This is a genomic window from Reyranella sp., from assembly GCF_036558665.1.
GTDB lineage: Bacteria > Pseudomonadota > Alphaproteobacteria > Reyranellales > Reyranellaceae > Reyranella.
This window is the reverse complement of sequence record NZ_DATBFE010000183.1, coordinates 1-17601: the sequence shown is the minus strand read 5'-3', so window position 1 is coordinate 17601 and position 17601 is coordinate 1. Positions and strand designations below refer to the sequence as shown.

The window sequence follows — 17601 nt, the reverse complement described above, 5'->3', positions numbered from 1 at the left end:
AATCGGGAACGATCATAGCGCACGACCCAGGGGGCTGTGCTAGTCATTGCTGCCATGTCGAACCTCGACCCCGTGACCCTGACGGTCATCCAGAACGGCCTGATCCAGGTCTGCAACGAAATGGATCTCGCCTTCGTGCGCTCGGCCTTCTCGCCGGTGATCTCCGAAGGCATGGACCGCTCCGACGGCATCTATGCGGCCGAGGACGGCGCGCTGATCGCCCAGGGCGAGCTCGGCCTGCCGGTATTCGTCGGCACGATGCAGTTTTCGACCCAGGCGGTGATTACACGGGTGAAAACCCACTATGCCGGCAAGGTCGATCCGGGCGACGTGTTCATCGTCAACGACCCCTATCTCGGCGGCACGCACTTGATGGACGTGCGCTTCGTGAAACCCTTCTTCCACGGGGGAGAGCTGTTCGCCTGGCTTGCCAACACGGGTCACTGGCCGGATGTCGGCGGCATGGTCCCGGGGGGCTTCTCGGCGAGCGCCACCGAGGTCGAGCAGGAGGGCCTGCGCCTGCCCCCGGTCAAATTCTTCAAGCAGGGCGAGATGGACCAGGAGATCCTGTCGATCATCCTGAGCAACATTCGTATCGCCGACCAGAGAATCGGTGACATCAAGGCCCAGGCGGCAGCGCTCACGACCGGCGAACAGCGGCTCACGGCGCTGATCGATCGTTATGGCGCGGCCACGGTGCGCCAGGCGATCGCCGAGATGCGCCATCGTGCCGAGCGCCAGATGCGGGCCAGGATCGCGCAGATCCCCGACGGCGTGTACGAAGGCAGCTCGCAGGTCGACAGTGACGGGGTCATCGACGAGCCACTCACGATCAGGATGAAGATCACGAAGAAGGGCGAGAAGCTGACCTTCGACATGACCGGATCGAGCCCGCCCTGTCGCGGTCCGATGAACAGCGTGATCGCCACGACCAAGTCGGCGATCTATCTCGCCATCAAGCACATTTTCCCTGACGTGCCGATCAATGCCGGCACCTTCGAGCCGCTTCACATCGTCGAACCCGAAGGCACGTTCCTTTACGCCAGATATCCGCGCCCGGTGTCCGGCTGCGCCGCTGAAGTGAGCCAGCGCATCGCCGAGGCCGTGTTTGCGGCGCTGACCCATGCCATTCCCGATCTGCTGTTCGCGGCGCCCGCCGGCACGTCGGGCAATCTCGGGGTCGGTGGCTACGACCCCGAACGCAAGCGCAACTACATCATGTATCTCTTCACCGGCGGCGGCTACGGCGGCTTCCAGGGTGGCGACGGTCTTTCCAACGGTTGTTCGACAATCGGTATCTCGAAGATGCCGCCGGTCGAGGTACTGGAGCAGTTCTATCCGGTGCTATTCGAGGAGTTTTCGCTGCGCGAGGGATCGGGCGGGGCCGGCGAATATCGTGGCGGCTTCGGCATCAACTACGCGATCAGGCTGCGCCGCGGCGAGGCGCGCGTGTCGATGGTGATGGATCACGGCCGGACCGGGCCGCAGGGCGTCCTGGGCGGCAGGGACGGAGGCACCAACACCGTGCTCGTGACGCAAGCCGGCCAAAGCTACCGCCCGCCGCACCTTTCCAAGGATCAGGACATCCAGATCGGCGTCGGCGATGTGGTGCGCGTGTCGACGCCGGGCGGCGGCGGTTTCGGCGATCCGGCCAGGCGGAAGCCGGAGCTGATCGCGCGCGACATCGCCCGTGGTTACTACACGCCCGCAGAGGCCCGCGAGAAATTCGGCATTCGGCCGGCGACGGGATGACGCTTCTTCGTCGTGGGCTCCTTGCGCTGCCAGCGCTTGGGCTGGCGTCTCGCACCGAGGCCCAGACGCCGCTCCGCCTGCCGGAGCAGTGGTACGGCGTCGAAGTCGAGGACAATGTGTTCACGGTACAGATGCCGGGCGTGCCCGACCATCGCATCGTGAACGACACCTCGGCCGGCGGCACGCCCTTCAAGCTCCATTCCTACAGTCTGGACGCCGGCAGCTTTTCCTATGTCGCGCAAAGCGCCCTCTATCCCGGTGACGTCGACGCCGGCAATCCGCGCGTCATCCTGCAAGCCGCGCTCGACAGCCGGGCCCGCAGCCTGGCGGGTGGAAAATGGAGCAAGGTCGAATGGCGTCAGGTGCAGGGGGCGGCGGCGGTCGAGTCGATTGGTGCATTGCCTGCAGGCAATGCACTGCGGCAACTCGTGCTCCTGAAGGGAAGGCGCTTCGTGTCGCTCGCCTTCCTCGGTCCGGCCGGATCGGTGACCGGCCCGGAGGCCCAGCGCTTCTTCGCCTCGTTGAAGCTTCAGTCATGAGCAAACCCCGCATCCACATCCTCGCCCTCGGCGGCACCATCGCCACGCGCCCCGACACGACGGGTGTCATGCAGATGGGACTAGGCGCCGACGACCTCGTCGCCGCCGTGCCGCTACTCACCGGGATCGCCGACATCGAAGCGGAAACGGTGTCGCGCGTCGGTAGTCATTCGCTCACCTTCGATCAGATCCATGCGCTGGCGACCAGGATCCATGCGCTGAAGGTCGACGGCATCGTGGTAACCCAGGGTACCGATACGCTGGAAGAGACGAGCTTCCTGCTCGACCTGCTGCTCGACCTCGACATTCCCGTGATCGTGACGGCGGCGATGCGCAATCCCGCGCTCACGTCGCCCGACGGACCGGGAAACCTGCTGGCTGCGGTGCGGGTCGCAACCGATCCATGGGTGCGGGCGCATGCCAAGGCGCTCGGCGTCGTGGCGGTGATGCTCGACGAGGTTTATGCCGCCGTCGATGTCCTGAAAGTCCATCCGACGCGGCTCGACGCCTTCGCCTCGACGCAAACCGGGCCGCTGGCGGCCCTGGTCGAAGACCGCGTCGTGCCGCTCGCACTGCCGGTTCGCGACGCCGTCATAGCGGCGCGCGCCAAGCTCGGGCCGCGACCCAGTGCCGCGCGCAACACCGAATACAAACCGGTGGCGTTGTTGTCGATGGTACTGGACGAGCCGGGCGGCCTGATCGGGGCGCTGGTCCGCGCGCCCGATCGACTGGGTTATGGTGGTGCCGTGATCGCGGCAATGGGTGGCGGGCATGTGCCCGAACGGGTCGTCGGCGGGTTGGTGCAACTGGCAACGGTATTGCCCACCGTCGTCTCGCCGCGGGCCGGCGGTGGGCCAATGCTGCGACAGACTTACGGTGGCCCGAGTTCGGAGATCGCGCTACGCAAGGCAGGCCTGATCTGGGGTGGGCGCCTGCATCCGGTAAAGGCGCGCATTCTCTTGGATGCGTGCCTGCGCGCCGGACTGGAGCGGCCCGGCATCGCCGAACTCTTTGACGCCTTCGGATAGCGAGGCGCCCGCACGGTCCGGCGCGAGGGGAACGCGATGTTTGAAGCCTTCGACGCAACCCTGCTGGCCCGGCTGCAGTTCGCCTTCACCATTTCGTTTCATTTCATCTTCCCGTCGTTCACCATCGGGCTTGCCAGTTATCTCGCCGTGCTCGAGGGCATGTGGCTCGCGACGGGTCGCGACGTCTATCTCGACCTCTTCAAGTACTGGCTGAAGATTTTCTCGCTCATCTTCGGCATGGGCGTGGTGTCGGGCATCGTCATGTCCTACCAGTTCGGTACCAACTGGTCGGTCTATTCGCAGAAGGCCGGCCCGGTCGTCGGGCCGCTGATGGCCTATGAGGTCCTGACGGCCTTCTTTCTCGAGGCAGGTTTCCTGGGCGTCATGCTGTTCGGCATGAACCGCGTCGGACGCGGCCTGCACTTCGCGGCGACCCTCGCGGTCGCGGTCGGAACATTGATCTCGGCCTTCTGGATCCTCGCTGCCAACAGTTGGATGCAGACGCCGACCGGTTACGCCGTTGCGGCCAACGGCCAGTTCGTGCCCGCCGACTGGTGGCAGATCATCTTCAACCCGTCCTTTCCATATCGGCTTCCCCACACAGTGACGGCGGCCTACCTCACCACGGCGCTCGCTGTCGGCGCGGTCGCGGCCTGGCATCTGCTGCACGGGCGGAAGGGCGAGGGCGTGCGGGTGATGTTCTCCATGGCGATGGGCATGATCACGGTGACGGCGCCGATCCAGGTCCTGCTCGGCGATCAGCACGGGCTGAACACGCTGGAATATCAACCGATCAAGGTGATGGCGATGGAGGGCCATTTCGAGAGTCACCCCAACGGCGCGCCGTTGATCCTGTTCGGCCTGCCCGATCAGGCGGCGGGAAAGGTGCGCGACGAGATCTCGGTGCCCAAGCTCTCGTCGCTGATCCTCAAGCATTCACTCGACGCGCCGCTCGATGGTCTCGATAGCGTGCCGCGCAGCAAATGGCCGCCCGTGGCGATCGTTTTCTGGTCGTTCCGCGCCATGGTCGGGCTTGGTCTGCTCATGCTGCTGCTCGGGGCATGGAGCCTGCTCGCCCGGTTGTGGCGTGGCCTTTACGACTGGACGTGGCTGCACCGGCTCGCCCTGACCATGGGACCGGCCGGCTTTGTTGCCGTGGTCGCCGGATGGGTGACGACCGAGGTCGGCCGCCAGCCGTATACCGTCTATGGCCTCCTGCGCACGGCAGAATCGGTATCGCCGCTGCAGGCACCGGCGGTCGCCTCGTCGCTCGTTGCCTTCATCGTCGTCTACTTCATCGTCTTCGGTGCCGGCATCGTTTATGTCCTGAAGCTGATGGGGCAGACGCCGCATCAGGATGAACCGGGGCCCGCGCCGGTGCCAACCCACGCCGCCGGCATCACGCCGGCACCCGCGGTAGCCACCGGCCGAAGGATCTGAGCATGGCGATCGCCTTCGACCTGCCCACCGTCTGGGCCTTCATCATTACCTTCGCGATCTTCGCCTATGTCGTGATGGATGGGTTCGATCTCGGCATCGGCATCCTGTTCCCGTTCTTCGCCGAGGGGCAGGAGCGCAACAGCGCCATGAACTCAATCGCGCCGGTCTGGGACGGCAATGAAACCTGGCTGGTCCTGGGCGGCGGCGGGCTGATGGCCGCGTTCCCGATCGCCTACGGCATCATCCTGTCGGCGCTCTACACGCCGATCATCGCCATGCTGCTGGCGCTGATCTTCCGGGGCGTTGCCTTCGAGTTCCGCTGGCGCGAGCCGCGGCATCGCAAGTATTGGGATGCCGGATTTGCGCTCGGCTCGGTCGTTGCGGCGTTGGCGCAGGGCATCACGCTCGGCGCCCTGTTGCAGGGCATCGCCGTGCGCGACAACGCCTATGCTGGCGGCTGGTGGGACTGGTTGTCGCCCTTCAGTGTCCTGGCCGGGGTGAGCCTCGTCTGCGGCTATGCGCTCCTGGGCGCAACCTGGCTGATCATGAAAAGCGAGGGCACTCTGCAGAATCATTGCCATCGCCTGGCGCTGCGGCTCGGCATCGCGACCATCGCAGGCATCGCGGCGGTCAGTGCGGCCACGCCGCTGCTCAGCAATGACTACGCGACACGCTGGTTCGCCTGGCCGCAGGTCATGTTCACGGCGCAGGTGCCGCTCCTCGTCGCGATTGCTTCGGTCGCGTTCTTCTTCGCGCTGCGCCACAAGCACGATCACTGGCCCTTCCTGATCGCACTCGCCCTGTTTGCGCTCGGCCTCGCCGGTCTCGGCGTCAGCCTCTATCCCTATGTTGTGCCGCGCGCCGTCACGATCTGGGATGCCGCCGCGCCTGCGGCCAGCCTCGAATTCATGCTCGCCGGGGCGGCGATCATGGTGCCGATCATTCTTGCCTACACCGGTTACGCGTACTGGGTCTTCCGCGGCAAGACGGGACATGAGGGCTATCACTGATGCCGTCCGCGCGGCAGTGGCTGTGGTTCATGAGCCTGTGGGCGGCGGGCGTCGGCGCCATTGCCCTTGTGGACTACGGCATCCGCCTCTGGCTCAAGTGACGTCAGGTCGTGAGGCGCGATGGGCGGCAATTCCAGGCAAGCGGGCGGCCGGTGCCGTAATTCTCGCGCAAGGCGGCAAGATCATCCCGGCCTGCCCATTGAACCGCGGCATCGGTGTAGCGGAAGCCATCGCCGGCGGGCTGATACTCCGTGCGCCACGTCTTGTTCTCGAACGTGACCGTCGCCCGGTTCTTGGCGTAGACCACCAGAACTTCCTTGTGGTCTTCGCAAGTGTAGGCGATGCCGCGCGGCGCCAGATCGTCGGGCGCCGGTCGCGCGATCGGTGCTGTAGTCCTGATTGCCGAAGCCTGTTGCACGCAGGCCCCCAGGGGCGCGAGGAGCATGGCCGTGGCAATCGACAGGGGACGCATCGAACGTTTTCCTTCGTAAGTTTCGGGGAGCGGGAGCTTAACGGCCTTGGCCTGCAGGGCAACGCTTCCAAGCACGGCGTCGCCTGCGCATACTGCCGCGTCCGCTGCAGGGCGGGCCGGAGGAGATGGATGCCGTATTTCAGGCTGCGCGATGGCGCGGAGCTTTACTACGAGAAGACAGGAAGCGGCCCGCCGCTCTTTCTCGTGCCGGGCCTGGGCGGCGACGGCCGGTTCTGGGGCGAGAATGTCGCCGCGCTCGCCGAGCGCTTTACCGTCGTGGTGCACGACCATCGCGGCACCGCCCGGAGCACGCTGTCGCACATCGACTACAGCGTGGCACAGATGGCCGACGATGCCGTGCAGCTCATCGAGGGACTGGGCTTCGACAAGGTCCATTGGTGCGGCCATTCGACGGGTGGCGCGATGGGCCAGGTGCTCGCGATCGAGAAGCCCGAACGAATCGACCGGCTGGTGCTGAGCGCGACCTGGGCGAGGACCGACGCCTTCTTCCGTCGCCTGTTCGAGGTGCGTTCCCGGATGCTGCGCGAACTGGGAGCCGCAGCCTATCTCAAAGCCAGCGCATTGGCGCTCAACATGCCGGCGTGGGTGCGCGACCACGACGCCGATCTTGCGGCAGCGGAAGCGAAGGCGGAGGAGACCATTCCCGTCCCGGAGATCGTGCTGTCCCGCATCGCCGCCATCGTGGCGCATGATCGGCACACCCAGCTTCAGAGCGTGCGGGCGCGAACGCTCGCGATCTGCGCCCGGGACGACATGGTGACGCCGCTCTATTTCACCGAGGAGCTGGTCCGCTTGATCCCGAACGCGCGCGCCTATGTGCTGCCGGACGGTGGTCACTTCTATCCGGGCGTGCATGGCGCCGAATTTCGGCGTGTAATAACCACCTTCCTGCTGGAGTCCTGAATGCCTGCCAAGATTGAACCGAAGATCAACGCCTTCGCGGACGAGCTGACCACCATCCGGCGTGACATCCACGCCCATCCCGAGCTCGGCTTCGAGGAGGAGCGAACCTCGAAAATCGTCGCCGGCAAGCTCAAGGAATGGGGCTGCGAGGTCACGACCGGCATCGGCAAGACGGGCGTCGTGGGCACGATCCGCGTCGGCAACAACCCCAGGGCGATCGGCCTCCGGGCCGACATGGATGCATTGCCGATGGACGAGCACAACACTTTCGACCATCGCAGCCGTCACCAGGGACGAATGCATGCCTGTGGCCACGACGGCCACACGACCATGCTTCTCGGCGCGGCCAGATATCTTTCGGCGACGCGCAACTTCGACGGCACGGTGCACTTCATCTTTCAGCCGGCGGAGGAAGGCCGTGGCGGCGCCGAGGCCATGGTGAAGGACGGCCTGTTCGACAAGTTCCCCTGCGAGCAGATATTCGGGATGCATAACCGGCCCAAGCTCGATGTCGGCAAGTTCGCCATCCGCACCGGCCCGCAAATGGCGGGCGGCGGCCTGTTCGACATCAAGATCACCGGCAAGGGCGCACATGGTGCGCGGCCCGAGACCGGCATCGATCCCGTCGTCATCGCCACGCAGATCATCTCGGCCCTGCAGAGCGTGGTGTCGCGCAACGTGGCGCCGCTCGATTCGGCGGTGATCTCGGTGACGCAGATGCATGCCGGCGACGCCTACAACGTGATTCCACAGGAAGCGGTGCTGCGCGGCACCATCCGCGCCTTCCGCAAGGAGACGATGGCCCTGATCAAGGAGCGCATCGAGACGATCTCGCGCGGCATCGCCAAGACCCTGGGCGGGACGGCGGAGCCGGATGTGCGTGTCGTCTTCCCGCCCCTGGTGAACGACAGGAACTCGGTGACGTTCATTTCCGACGTCGCCGCCTCGATCGTGGGCGAGGAGAACATGAACCGCGAAGGTCCTTACGTGATGGCATCCGAGGACTTCTCCTACATGCTGGAGAAGGTGCCCGGCGCCTTCATCAACATCGGCAATGGCGGCGGCGAGGGCGGCTGCGAGGTCCACAATCCGGGCTACGACTTCAACGACGAGATCATCACGCTCGGCGCCACCCTGTGGTCGCGCGTGGTGGAGACAAAGCTGGCGAAGGACGCGAGGTAGCTTATTCCGGATCGCGCGCATCCTGCGCGCTCATGATGAAGAGCGCCCGTGGTGCGCGCCGACCGCATGAACCATGACCGCAGAAATAACCCTCTGGTCCGACTATGTCAGCCCGTACGCTTTCGTCGCGAAAGCGTGGGCTTATCAGCTCGAGGCCGACTACGACGTCATGCTGACGTGGCGGCCCTATACGCTCGATATCGCCGCGTTCCAGGGCTCGGTCGCCGGGCGTGATCCGCATCATTGGCGGCGCGTGCGCTATGCCTACATGGATGCACGCCGCTTTGCCAACAAGCAGGGCCTGACGCTCATGGGCCCGAAGAAGATCTACTTCGCACGCCCGATCCAGACGGGCATGCTCTATGCGCAAAGGCATGGCGTGTTCCGTGCGTACAACGACCTCGCCTTCGACCGCTTTTGGCGCCGCGCCATCGATCCGGAGAATGTCGCGGCGGTCGAGGCCTTGCTCCTCGAAGCGGGTGCGCCTGCCGGCTTCCCGGACTATCTGGCCGGCGAGGGCGGGGTGGAGCATGATCGACTGCGCAACGAGGCCGAGGGGTCGGGCGTTTTCGGAGTGCCGACCTTTGTCCTCGAGGGCGAGCTCTTCTGGGGCGGCGACCGCGTCGGGCTGTTGCGGGAACGTCTCGATGAAAAGGGCGTAGACCGCCGCCGTGCTGCCTGAGGTGGCGAGAGGCCGGCTGTCCTGTCGGGGGAGGCGAACGATCGGCAACCGGCCGTCAGCGGTCCGGTGGCTGGTCGATGGTGCGCTCGACGCGCTCGTGCAGCGTCTTCACTTCGCCGCGCTGCCTTTCTGCGCGATCCTTCAGCAGGCGTTTGGCGCGGCGGAAAGCGTCGTTGACGGCGAACTGCGGCATGGCAAACCGGTCGTCCACCTGCGGCGTATGGTCGATGTCGATGTTGATGTTGCCCGGCAGGACGAGGTGAATGTTGACGCTATAGAGATTGCTGGTGCGATGGTGCCGGTCCGGCACTTGCACGATCACATGGCAGGCCGTCATGCGGCCGTGCAGCTTCTCCAGGTTCTCGACATGCTCACGGATGAAACTGTCCAGGGCTTCGCTGGTTTCGCCCCCCTGGAAGGTCACTCGCAGTGGCGTTTCCATGGCCATCCCCTTGCGCTTGTTACCCCTGCGTAAACGCCGCGCCGGAAGGCCGGTTGCCGGATCTACTTGACGCTCGCCAAGCGGGCATCCGGCTGCTGCGGCCGCCCTGCGCGATTGGTCACCATGCGATGATGCAAGCTGCGGACCGTGTCGCTGCCGCGAGTAAGGCAAAGCCACGGAAAGAGCCCGTGCACGAAGCAGGCGAAGCTGCCCATCAGCATACGCATGCCGAAGCTGAACGCCATGCCCATGTGCTGGAGGTAGGTCTCGTCGACCGAGGCGGGATGGTCGGTGAAACGCCGCAACATGACGGGAAGTCTAGCCGGCGGCGCGGGAAACGGGTTGCAAGCTTTACGCTACGGACGCCAATATCGAGAACCAAATTCCAAGGAAATGGCCATGTCAGCGAAATTATTGCTCGATTCCTTCGACCGGAAGATTCTCGATTGCCTGCAGGACGATTCGGACATGCCTCTGGCCGAGGTGGCGAGGCGCGTCGGCCTCTCGACCACGCCTTGCTGGCGCCGCATCCATCGCCTGAAGGAGGAAGGCGTCATCCGCGCCCGGGTGGCACTCCTCGACCGCAGGGCGGTGAATGCGGCCGTCACGGTGTTTGTTGCCGTGCGCACCGCGCAACACAATGCGCAGTGGCTGGCGCGCTTCGCCAAGGCGGTGGCCTCGTTTCCGGAGGTGATGGATTGTTATCGCATGAGCGGCGAGATCGACTACCTGATCCGCCTCGCCCTTCCCGACATCGATGCCTACGACGCCTTCTACAAGCGCCTCATCGCGCGGATCGAGCTCTCCGACGTCACCTCCATGTTCGCTATGGAGGAAATCAAATCCACGACCCGGCTTCCGCTTTCCTATCTGTCGTGACTGGCCCTATCTGTCCTTGAGTGGCTCGGCCGATTGCCCCGCGAAATATCAGGTCCACCATGTCGCGGCGACCTGCGTTCGATGTGGCCCCGCTCTGCGCTCGCCACTAGGATCGCGGCCGTTCGATCCAAGATCGCGGGGAAAGCATGGCTACGGGGAAGAAGAATCGCAAGAAGGTACTGATTGTCGGACGCATGCCTCAGGCGGGTCTCGATGTGCTGAAGAAGCGCGACGATGTCGAATACGAGATCCTGACCGATGATTCGGCCCCGTCGCTGCTTCCCAAGCTCAAGGACGCCAACGCCGTGACGCTGGGCGCCACACCGTTCCGTCAGGCCGAACTCGACGCCGCACCTGGCATGATGGTCGTGGCGCGCCTGGGCGTGGGCTTCGACGCGGTCGAGATCCCGGCGCTCAACAAGCGCAGGATTCCGCTCATGACCACCGGCATCGCCAACTCGGTCTCCGTCGCAGAACATGCGATGTATATGATGCTGGCCGCAGCGCGGCTCACGAGGAAGCACGACCGCTTCGTTCGCGAAGGCGCCTGGGGCCAGCGGCTTTCCGATCTGCCCGCCGATCTTTCGGGAAAGTCCGTTCTGGTAGTCGGCATGGGCCGCATCGGCTCGCGCACGGTCAAGCGCTGCGTCGCCTTCGACATGAATACCTACGTGCTTGATCCCAATATTCCCGAGCACGAGATCAAGAAGGCGGGCGCCAGCAAGGTAACCGACCTCAAGGCGATCCTGCCCAGGGTCGATTTCGTCTCGGTCCACTGTCCCAAGTCGCCGGATACGGTGAACATGTTCGACGCCGAGACGCTGGCGCTGATGAAGCACGACGCATTCCTGGTGAACACCGCCCGCGGCGGCATCGTCAACGAGGAGGCGCTCTACAATGCCCTGAGCGCCGGCAAGCTGCGCGGCGCCGGCCTCGACGTGCTCGACCGCGAGCCGCCCGACCCGAAGAACAAGCTCTTTACCCTGGAGAACGTCATCTTCAGTCCGCACATGGCAGGCGTCACCAAGGAGGCGAGCGACCGCATGGCCGTCACCGCCGTCGAGAACATCCTGTCGGTGTTCGACGGCCGTCCCAACGCCGCCAACTGCGTAAACAAGGAAGTCCTGGCCTGAATTCTACCCGGGCAGCAGACCCTCGATCTCGGCGTCGGTCGGAAAGCGACCGGTCTTGCTGCGGGTGTACTTCAGGGCGCCGTCGACTGAGACGTCGAACTGGCCGGATTTGCCGGGACGCAACTCGATGTCGGCGGCACCCATCTTCTCGAGGCGTTCCCTCACACGGAGGGCTTGCGGCTTGTAGCCTCAAGCGCCGCAATATTCGATCAGGACCTTCATTCTGCAAAGGTGGGACCTTAAGCTCGGCGCAACAAGGGGGAATTTTTGATGAAGTACGGACCGCTCGGCCGCTCGGGCCTGATCGTGAGCCGCATTTGCCTTGGCGGTAACTCGTGGGGTGCCAAGGGCCGCCGTGGCTGGGGCAAGTTCGACGAGGCCGAGGCGCCGGCCTACTTCAAGCGTGCCCTCGACCTCGGCATCATCTTCTTCGACACCGCCGATACCTACAATTTCGGCCGCTCCGAGGAAATCATGGGCGCGACGCTCATGAAGATCACGAAACGGGAGGAGATCGTGATCTCGACCAAGGTCGGCATTCGCATGAGCCCGGTCGCCAACGACCAGGGCACGGGCCGCAAGCATCTGATGGCCTCGCTCGACGAGCAGCTCAAGCGCCTTCAGACCGACTACATCGACGTCTATCAGGTCCATCGCCTCGACCCTCACACGCCGGTCGAAGAGACCATGTATTCGCTCGACCAGATCGTGCGCTCGGGCAAGGTGCGCTACATCGGTGGCTCGACCATGCCGGCCTACAAGTTCGCGCAGATGGCTGTGATCGCCGACTGGAAGGGCTACGCGCGGCCGATTGCCATGCAGAACCTGTACAATCTCATACAGCGCGAGGAGGAACGCGAGATGAACCGGCTTTGCCACGAGCAGGGCGTCGGCCTGATCCCCTATTCGCCGCTGGCGCGTGGATTTCTTGCCGGCAATCGCAGCAGGGAAGGCGGCGGCGCGACCGAGCGGTCGAAGAACGACACGCAAGTCCAGACCGGGACCTATCGCGACTGCGATTGGGAGATCATCGAGCGCCTGAAGAAGATCGCGGCGGCGCGGGGTTGCACGCCGGCGCAGATCGCGCTCGCCTGGTTGCTGGCCAAGCCCTACATGGGCGCGCCGATCATTGGCGCCACCGGCCTCGAACAGCTCGACTCGGCGGCGAAGGCGACCGAGATCGCGCTCAGCGACGAGGAATGCAAGCAGCTCGAGGAGCCCTACCAGTTCCGCGTTTCGCCGCAGAATTGACCCAAGAGGAGCCCGCCGCATGCAACGCGAGCTTGAGCAGGTAGCCACAGGCTACGGCCTGATCGAAGGGCCGGTCTGGGACCCGGCGCGAGGTCTTTATTTCAGCGACGTTCTGAACGGTGGCGTGCATTTGTTGAACCGGACAGGCCACGTGTCCCAGGTGCTTCCCAAGCGGCGCGGCATCGGCGGCATGGCGCTGCATGCCTCGGGTGGGCTGGTCGTCGGTGGACGCGACATCGCCTGGGTGTCGCTTTCCGATGGCGGAACGCGATCGCTGCTGTCGCTTGACTCGATTCCGGGGGCCACCGGCTTCAACGATCTCACGACGGACCAGGCGGGCCGGGTCTATGTCGGCTCGCTCGCCTTTCGCGTCTTCGGCGGCGAACTCCCCAAACCCGGACATCTCCATGTCATCGACGTCGATGGAAGGATGCGCACCATCTCCGACGGCATCTTGCTGACCAACGGTCTCGGCTTCTCGCCCGACGGACGGCGCCTCTACCACTGCGATGCGCGGGCGGGCATGGTGCGCGTGTACCCTGTCCAGTCCGATGGCACGGTCGGTTCATGGCAATCGTTCGCAAGCCTTGCGCCGGACGGGGTGCCGGATGGCCTGAAAGTCGCCGCCGACGGGTCGGTGTGGGTCGCCGATGCCCATGGCGGACGCGTCGTCGTGTTCAACGCCGATGGCACGCACCGCGAGGACGTTGCGATTCCCCTTCCCATGGTCACGAGCCTGTGCTTCGGCGGCGACGATCTCCGCGATCTCTATGTCGTCACCGGATCGCGCGGCGGCCCACACGACAACTGCGGCAGCATCTTCCGCAGCCGGGTCGAGGTCGCAGGCCTTCCGTTGCCGCCTGCCCGCGTCGCCTTGCCGGCGGCATGAAGTCCGACGCGCTTTCCGCATGGCTGGTCGAGTCCGGCCTGCGCAATCTGCCCTTCGAGGAATTGATCGACGGCTTCGGCCGCCGCCTGAACGAGGCGGGTATTGCCGCCGCCCGCCTGTTCGTCGGCATGAACACGCTGCATCCTTTGGTGCGCGCGCGCAGTGTCATCTGGGACCGCGCCACAGGACCCGCAACCCGTTTCGAGTTCCAGCATGCCGAGGTCGATGCGCCGATCATCGCGCAGAGCCCGTTCGTCGCCATGCTGCGCCAAGGCATGGCCGAGCGGCGGCTGGATCTGACCTTGCCTGCGAGCGAAGGTGAGGCTCCTCTGTTTGCCGAACTGCGCGAGGCCGGAATGACCGACTGGTTCGGTCGCATCTTTCCTTTCGGCGAATTTGAATTTCAGATCCAGGGACCGACCATCACCGAGGCAGGCGGGCGGCTCGGGCTTGTGTGCTCTGTCAGCACCGACCGGCCCGGAGGCTTCTCGCCGTCCGATATGACTGCGATCGCCACGGTGCTGCCGCTCTTCGCGCTCGCGGTGAAGGCGATCACGCTGCGTACCGTCGGCCAGGGTCTGCTCGCTGCCTATCTCGGTACCGACCCGGCGGCACGCGTCTTCTCCGGCACGGTCCAGCGCGGCGAGGTGCAGGGCGTCGAGGCTGTCCTGTTCTACGCCGATCTGCGTGATTTCACGGGGTTTGCCGACAGGCTGCCGCCGCACGAGCTGATCAACCTGCTTGACGATTGCTTCGACTGCATGGTGCGACCGTTGACGCGGCGCGGCGGCGAGGTCCTCAAGTTTATGGGCGACGGGTTGCTTGCGATCTTTTCCACCGAACGGCGCCGCCGCGACGAGAGCTGCGGGCTCGCCCTCACGGCCGCCGGCGAAGCACTCGACCTGATGGACCTTATGGCGGAGGAACGACGCAAGTCGGACCAGGCGACACCCGGCCTCGATATCGCGCTCCATGTCGGCAAGGTGCTGTACGGCAATGTCGGCACCGATGCGCGGCTCGACTTCACGGTGATCGGCCCGGCCGTGAACGAGGCCGCCCGCATCGAGCTCCTGTGCAAGGAGCTCGGCCAGAGTCTGCTGGTCAGCCAGGCCTTCGCGGCCGCCGCCGGGCGCAGCCGCGACCACCTGGTCTCCCTCGGCAGTCACCGGCTGCGCGGCGTCCGCGAGGAAACGGAACTCTTCACCCTGGCGCGTTAGTCATTCCGCTGCCAGGGCCTGGCGACCGGCGTCGTATATCGCTTTCTCGAAGGCGAGATAGAGCGGCAGCGCCTTCGTATCCACGAAGGGCAGGACCTGCGTGGCGAAGACACCGCCTGTCCCCTTCTTCTGGTCGATCCAGAAGAACGTGTTGGCGAGGCCTGTCCAGGCGAGGCTGCCGGCCGAGCGGCCGGTCGGCGCCTCGACATTGTTGATCATGAAGCTCAGGCCCCATTGCTTCTCGAGCCCGGGGAAGAACTCCGCGTCGTTCGACAGCGGCGGCATCGCCGTCTTGAGCAGCGAGACCTTGCAATCGCCCATCGCGTTCTTCGACATCAGCGCCACGGTCTCGGGCTTCAGGACCTGCTCGCCGCGGTCGGACTTGCCCTGGTTCAGCATCATGCGCACGAACTTCAGGTAGTCGCCGGCGGTGCCGTAGAGCCCGCCGCCGCCCATTTCGAACTCGGGCTGCTGCGGGATCTCGAGCTCCATGTCGGGCGTCAGCGAGCCGTCGGCGCCGCGATGATGGATCTTGGCGAGCCGCCCGCGCATTTCGGGCGAGATGAAGAAGGCGGTGCTGTTCATGCCGAGCGGACCCAGCACGTTGTCCTTGAGATACTGGCCGAGCTTCTGGCCGCTCACCGCCTCGACCATCTTGCCGGCCCAGTCGATGTTGATGCCATAGTCCCAGCGGTCGCCGGGGTCGAACAGGAGCGGCGTGGTGAGTGCCTTGTTCTCGCAGCCTGTGATGCCCGGCACGCCCATGGCCTGCTGGTATTTGATGATGTCGGCATTCCAGATCTCGTAGGAGAAGCCGGCGGTGTGGGTGAGCAGATGCCGCAGCGTGATGTCGCGGCGCGGCCTGCGCGTTATCGGCTTGCCGGCGGCATCGAATCCCTCCAGCACGCCGACTTCACCGAGGTAGGGGATCACCGATTTTGCCGGCGCGTCGAGACTGAGCTTGCCGCGCTCGACCTGCTGCATTGCCGCGGTGCCGGTGATCGCCTTGGTCATCGAGGCGATCCAGACCACGGTGTCAGGGGTCATCTCGGCCGGCTGGCCGAGCACGCGCTTGCCGAAGCCGCCTTCATAGGTGGTGCCCTTGGCATCCGTCGCGACCGCGACAACGCCTGGAACGTCGCCCTCGGCGACAGCGTCCTTGAGCAGCCCGTCCACTGCAGTCTTCATGGCGTTCCTCCTGGGTTTTTCGCTTCCTCCATCGGGCGTCTTGCTGCGCCCTCGTGATCCTGCACCGGTACTGGCGGAATTAGGGCACGGGGCGCAATGCGGCACAAGGCGGTTGATCTTCCTTCGACGCGGGGCGACGCTGCGCTTGCCGCCATGAAGCTCGAGCACCGCGTTGCCATCGTCACCGGCGCCGCCTCCGGCATTGGCGCTGCGTCGGCGCGCCTGTTCGCAGCGGAAGGTGCGCGGCTCGCCCTGGTCGATCTCGACGAGAGGGGCCTGGGCCGGGTCGCAGCGGGCATCGGAGAGCGCGGTGGCGAGGCCATCACCATCGTCGCCGATGTGAGCGACGGACGCCTTGCGCGCGAGGGCGTCGATCAGGTCCTGGCGAAATGGGGTCGGATCGATATCCTTCTGACGGCGGCCGGCGTGTCGCTCGGCGGGACGGTCGACAGTGTCGACGAGGCAGCCTGGGACAGGACTTTCGCGGTCAACGTGAAGGGTACGTATCTCTGGATCCATCATGCCATCAAGCCGATGATCGCGGCGCAATCGGGAGCCGTCGTGACGATAGGATCACAACTCGCCCAGTCGAGCCTCGGCAAGAACGCGGCCTACGTCGCATCGAAGGGCGCGATTGCTTCCTTCACCAAGACCATTGCCGTCGATCACGCGCGCCAGGGCATCCGCATCAACGCCTTGATGCCCGGGGTCATCGATACGCCGATGCCGGCGCGTTCGCTGCAGCGTCAGGCCGATCCCGAAGCGGCGCGTCTGGTCTGGAAGCAGCGCCATCCGATGGGCCGGATCGGCCAGCCGGAGGAGGTGGCGCGGGCGGCACTGTTTCTCGCGAGCGACGACTCGTCCTTTGTCACGGGCACGCTGCTGTTCGTCGACGGCGGCTGGACGGCGCATTGACATGCCGAGGAAGCTTACTCCCGATCAGATCGCCGCCTATGAGCGCGATGGCTACATCTGTCCCGTGGACGGATTCTCGGCCGGTCAGGCGCGGGCCTGGCGCGACAAGCTCGAAGCGTTCGAGCGCGCGGAGGGCCAGAAGATGGGCCGAGGCCACAATTTCAAGCCGCACCTGCTTTTTCCCTGGGTCGACGAGATCGTGCATGCGCCCGAGGTGCTCGATGCGGTCGAGGACCTGATCGGGCCGGACATCCGGCTGTTCCATCTCAGTGTCTGGCCGAAGGATCCGGGCTCGGGCACCTATGTAAGCTGGCATCAGGACGCGACCTACTTCGCGCTCGAGCCGGCCTGCCACGTCACGGCCTGGGTGGCGCTGACGGATGCCTCGATCGAGGCGGGCTGCATGGAGGTGGTCCCGGGCTCACACAAGCTCGGTCAGCTCCGCCATGCCGAGATACAGGATCCGGAGAATCTTTTGTCGCGCGGCCAGACGCTGGCGGCCGAGGTCGATCGCACCAGGACGGCCTACATGCCGGTGAAGGCCGGCCAGTTCTCGTTGCACCACACGCATCTCGTGCACAATTCGCGGCCCAACCGCTCGAACGACCGGCGGATCGGGCTCGGCATCAGCTACATCCCGACCTGGGCGCGCTGCACC

General features: G+C 65.2%; 20 protein-coding genes and 1 pseudogene. 16 read left to right on the top strand and 5 right to left on the bottom strand.

Annotated elements, in window-relative coordinates; all coding sequences use genetic code 11:
* Window positions 1-54: 54 nt before the first annotated feature.
* Genes VH499_RS25145 through VH499_RS25120 form a run of 6 tightly spaced genes read left to right on the top strand, consistent with a single transcriptional unit; the run spans window position 55 to window position 5870 of the window.
* Window positions 55-1752 carry a hydantoinase B/oxoprolinase family protein gene (locus tag VH499_RS25145; RefSeq protein WP_332055519.1) on the top strand — a complete coding sequence of 566 codons (1698 nt, stop codon included), beginning with the start codon at window positions 55-57 and terminating at the stop codon, window positions 1750-1752.
* Window positions 1749-2291 (top strand): hypothetical protein, encoded by a 543-nt coding sequence (locus VH499_RS25140; RefSeq protein WP_332055518.1) that lies wholly within the window; start codon window positions 1749-1751, stop codon window positions 2289-2291. Before VH499_RS25145 ends, VH499_RS25140 begins: the two co-directional genes overlap by 4 nt.
* Window positions 2288-3319: an asparaginase gene (locus tag VH499_RS25135; RefSeq protein ID WP_332055517.1), complete on the top strand. Its 1032-nt coding sequence runs from the start codon at window positions 2288-2290 to the stop codon at window positions 3317-3319. Before VH499_RS25140 ends, VH499_RS25135 begins: the two co-directional genes overlap by 4 nt.
* A gap of 36 nt (window positions 3320-3355) precedes the next feature.
* Window positions 3356-4759 (top strand): cytochrome ubiquinol oxidase subunit I, encoded by a 1404-nt coding sequence (locus VH499_RS25130; RefSeq protein ID WP_332055516.1) that lies wholly within the window; start codon window positions 3356-3358, stop codon window positions 4757-4759.
* Between the two features lie 2 nt (window positions 4760-4761).
* Window positions 4762-5769: a cytochrome d ubiquinol oxidase subunit II gene (gene cydB, locus VH499_RS25125; protein WP_332055515.1), complete on the top strand. Its 1008-nt coding sequence runs from the start codon at window positions 4762-4764 to the stop codon at window positions 5767-5769.
* Complete coding sequence (locus VH499_RS25120; protein ID WP_332055514.1) at window positions 5769-5870, top strand: DUF2474 domain-containing protein; 102 nt, start codon at window positions 5769-5771, stop codon at window positions 5868-5870. Before cydB ends, VH499_RS25120 begins: the two co-directional genes overlap by 1 nt.
* Window positions 5871-5872: 2 nt before the next feature.
* On the opposite strand, the gene VH499_RS25115 is transcribed toward VH499_RS25120, so the two are convergent.
* The gene (locus tag VH499_RS25115; protein ID WP_332055513.1) at window positions 5873-6241 is read right to left on the bottom strand and encodes an MliC family protein; all 369 of its coding nucleotides are present in this window, start codon (window positions 6239-6241) and stop codon (window positions 5873-5875) included.
* A 129-nt stretch (window positions 6242-6370) separates the two neighbouring features.
* Between VH499_RS25115 and VH499_RS25110 the strand changes: the two genes are divergently transcribed.
* The 3 genes from VH499_RS25110 (at window position 6371) to VH499_RS25100 (ending at window position 9029) form a co-directional block, all read left to right on the top strand.
* Window positions 6371-7165 (top strand): alpha/beta fold hydrolase, encoded by a 795-nt coding sequence (locus tag VH499_RS25110; RefSeq protein ID WP_332055512.1) that lies wholly within the window; start codon window positions 6371-6373, stop codon window positions 7163-7165.
* A complete protein-coding gene (locus VH499_RS25105) occupies window positions 7166-8347 on the top strand; it encodes a M20 aminoacylase family protein (protein WP_332055511.1) in 1182 nt (393 codons plus the stop codon).
* 73 nt (window positions 8348-8420) lie between these two features.
* Window positions 8421-9029: a DsbA family protein gene (locus tag VH499_RS25100; RefSeq protein WP_332055510.1), complete on the top strand. Its 609-nt coding sequence runs from the start codon at window positions 8421-8423 to the stop codon at window positions 9027-9029.
* Between the two features lie 55 nt (window positions 9030-9084).
* Here the strand turns inward: VH499_RS25100 and VH499_RS25095 are convergent, their stop codons facing one another.
* Both VH499_RS25095 and VH499_RS25090 read right to left on the bottom strand, forming a co-directional pair.
* Entirely contained in the window at window positions 9085-9471 is a 387-nt protein-coding gene (locus VH499_RS25095; RefSeq protein ID WP_332055509.1) for an HPF/RaiA family ribosome-associated protein, read from the bottom strand.
* Window positions 9472-9533: 62 nt separating this feature from the next.
* Window positions 9534-9779 carry a DUF6356 family protein gene (locus VH499_RS25090; RefSeq protein ID WP_332055508.1) on the bottom strand — a complete coding sequence of 82 codons (246 nt, stop codon included), beginning with the start codon at window positions 9777-9779 and terminating at the stop codon, window positions 9534-9536.
* Window positions 9780-9870: 91 nt separating this feature from the next.
* Between VH499_RS25090 and VH499_RS25085 the strand changes: the two genes are divergently transcribed.
* Together VH499_RS25085 and VH499_RS25080 are read left to right on the top strand one after the other, a co-directional pair.
* The gene (locus VH499_RS25085) at window positions 9871-10350 is read left to right on the top strand and encodes an Lrp/AsnC family transcriptional regulator (RefSeq protein WP_332055507.1); all 480 of its coding nucleotides are present in this window, start codon (window positions 9871-9873) and stop codon (window positions 10348-10350) included.
* A 146-nt stretch (window positions 10351-10496) separates the two neighbouring features.
* Window positions 10497-11483: a hydroxyacid dehydrogenase gene (locus VH499_RS25080; RefSeq protein WP_332055506.1), complete on the top strand. Its 987-nt coding sequence runs from the start codon at window positions 10497-10499 to the stop codon at window positions 11481-11483.
* Between the two features lie 3 nt (window positions 11484-11486).
* Here the strand turns inward: VH499_RS25080 and VH499_RS25075 are convergent.
* A pseudogene (locus VH499_RS25075) lies at window positions 11487-11657 on the bottom strand (Rdx family protein); the annotation flags it as partial.
* 96 nt (window positions 11658-11753) lie between these two features.
* On the opposite strand from VH499_RS25075, the gene VH499_RS25070 reads away from it, so the two are divergent.
* The 3 genes from VH499_RS25070 to VH499_RS25060 are packed head-to-tail and all read left to right on the top strand — an operon-like array spanning window position 11754 to window position 14840.
* Window positions 11754-12734 (top strand): aldo/keto reductase, encoded by a 981-nt coding sequence (locus tag VH499_RS25070; protein ID WP_332055505.1) that lies wholly within the window; start codon window positions 11754-11756, stop codon window positions 12732-12734.
* Between the two features lie 19 nt (window positions 12735-12753).
* Window positions 12754-13623, top strand: coding sequence for an SMP-30/gluconolactonase/LRE family protein (locus VH499_RS25065; protein WP_332055504.1), 870 nt, complete (start codon window positions 12754-12756; stop codon window positions 13621-13623).
* Window positions 13620-14840, top strand: a complete 1221-nt coding sequence (locus VH499_RS25060) for an adenylate/guanylate cyclase domain-containing protein (RefSeq protein ID WP_332055503.1) — start codon at window positions 13620-13622, stop codon at window positions 14838-14840. The genes VH499_RS25065 and VH499_RS25060 overlap by 4 nt, the downstream gene beginning before the upstream one ends.
* On the opposite strand, the gene VH499_RS25055 is transcribed toward VH499_RS25060, so the two are convergent.
* Window positions 14841-16028: a serine hydrolase domain-containing protein gene (locus VH499_RS25055; protein WP_332055502.1), complete on the bottom strand. Its 1188-nt coding sequence runs from the start codon at window positions 16026-16028 to the stop codon at window positions 14841-14843.
* Window positions 16029-16181: 153 nt separating this feature from the next.
* Between VH499_RS25055 and VH499_RS25050 the strand changes: the two genes are divergently transcribed.
* Both VH499_RS25050 and VH499_RS25045 read left to right on the top strand, forming a co-directional pair.
* Window positions 16182-16943, top strand: a complete 762-nt coding sequence (locus tag VH499_RS25050) for an SDR family oxidoreductase (RefSeq protein WP_332055501.1) — start codon at window positions 16182-16184, stop codon at window positions 16941-16943.
* Window position 16944: 1 nt separating this feature from the next.
* Window positions 16945-17601 (top strand): phytanoyl-CoA dioxygenase family protein (locus VH499_RS25045; protein WP_332055500.1); only part of this gene is annotated, 657 nt, incomplete at its 3' end.

Excerpts from the sequence above, each read along its gene's own strand:
- cydB (WP_332055515.1), top strand. The coding sequence starts at position 4,762 with ATGGCGATCGCCTTCGACCTGCCCACCGTCTGGGCCTTCATCATTACC.
- VH499_RS25050 (WP_332055501.1), top strand. The coding sequence starts at position 16,182 with ATGAAGCTCGAGCACCGCGTTGCCATCGTCACCGGCGCCGCCTCCGGC.
- VH499_RS25145 (WP_332055519.1), top strand. The coding sequence starts at position 55 with ATGTCGAACCTCGACCCCGTGACCCTGACGGTCATCCAGAACGGCCTG.
- VH499_RS25085 (WP_332055507.1), top strand. The coding sequence starts at position 9,871 with ATGTCAGCGAAATTATTGCTCGATTCCTTCGACCGGAAGATTCTCGAT.
- VH499_RS25140 (WP_332055518.1), top strand. The coding sequence starts at position 1,749 with ATGACGCTTCTTCGTCGTGGGCTCCTTGCGCTGCCAGCGCTTGGGCTG.
- VH499_RS25055 (WP_332055502.1), bottom strand. The coding sequence starts at position 16,028 with ATGAAGACTGCAGTGGACGGGCTGCTCAAGGACGCTGTCGCCGAGGGC.
- VH499_RS25065 (WP_332055504.1), top strand. The coding sequence starts at position 12,754 with ATGCAACGCGAGCTTGAGCAGGTAGCCACAGGCTACGGCCTGATCGAA.
- VH499_RS25135 (WP_332055517.1), top strand. The coding sequence starts at position 2,288 with ATGAGCAAACCCCGCATCCACATCCTCGCCCTCGGCGGCACCATCGCC.
- VH499_RS25090 (WP_332055508.1), bottom strand. The coding sequence starts at position 9,779 with ATGTTGCGGCGTTTCACCGACCATCCCGCCTCGGTCGACGAGACCTAC.
- VH499_RS25105 (WP_332055511.1), top strand. The coding sequence starts at position 7,166 with ATGCCTGCCAAGATTGAACCGAAGATCAACGCCTTCGCGGACGAGCTG.
- VH499_RS25070 (WP_332055505.1), top strand. The coding sequence starts at position 11,754 with ATGAAGTACGGACCGCTCGGCCGCTCGGGCCTGATCGTGAGCCGCATT.
- VH499_RS25115 (WP_332055513.1), bottom strand. The coding sequence starts at position 6,241 with ATGCGTCCCCTGTCGATTGCCACGGCCATGCTCCTCGCGCCCCTGGGG.
- VH499_RS25110 (WP_332055512.1), top strand. The coding sequence starts at position 6,371 with ATGCCGTATTTCAGGCTGCGCGATGGCGCGGAGCTTTACTACGAGAAG.
- VH499_RS25060 (WP_332055503.1), top strand. The coding sequence starts at position 13,620 with ATGAAGTCCGACGCGCTTTCCGCATGGCTGGTCGAGTCCGGCCTGCGC.
- VH499_RS25100 (WP_332055510.1), top strand. The coding sequence starts at position 8,421 with ATGACCGCAGAAATAACCCTCTGGTCCGACTATGTCAGCCCGTACGCT.
- VH499_RS25120 (WP_332055514.1), top strand. The coding sequence starts at position 5,769 with ATGCCGTCCGCGCGGCAGTGGCTGTGGTTCATGAGCCTGTGGGCGGCG.
- VH499_RS25080 (WP_332055506.1), top strand. The coding sequence starts at position 10,497 with ATGGCTACGGGGAAGAAGAATCGCAAGAAGGTACTGATTGTCGGACGC.
- VH499_RS25130 (WP_332055516.1), top strand. The coding sequence starts at position 3,356 with ATGTTTGAAGCCTTCGACGCAACCCTGCTGGCCCGGCTGCAGTTCGCC.
- VH499_RS25095 (WP_332055509.1), bottom strand. The coding sequence starts at position 9,471 with ATGGAAACGCCACTGCGAGTGACCTTCCAGGGGGGCGAAACCAGCGAA.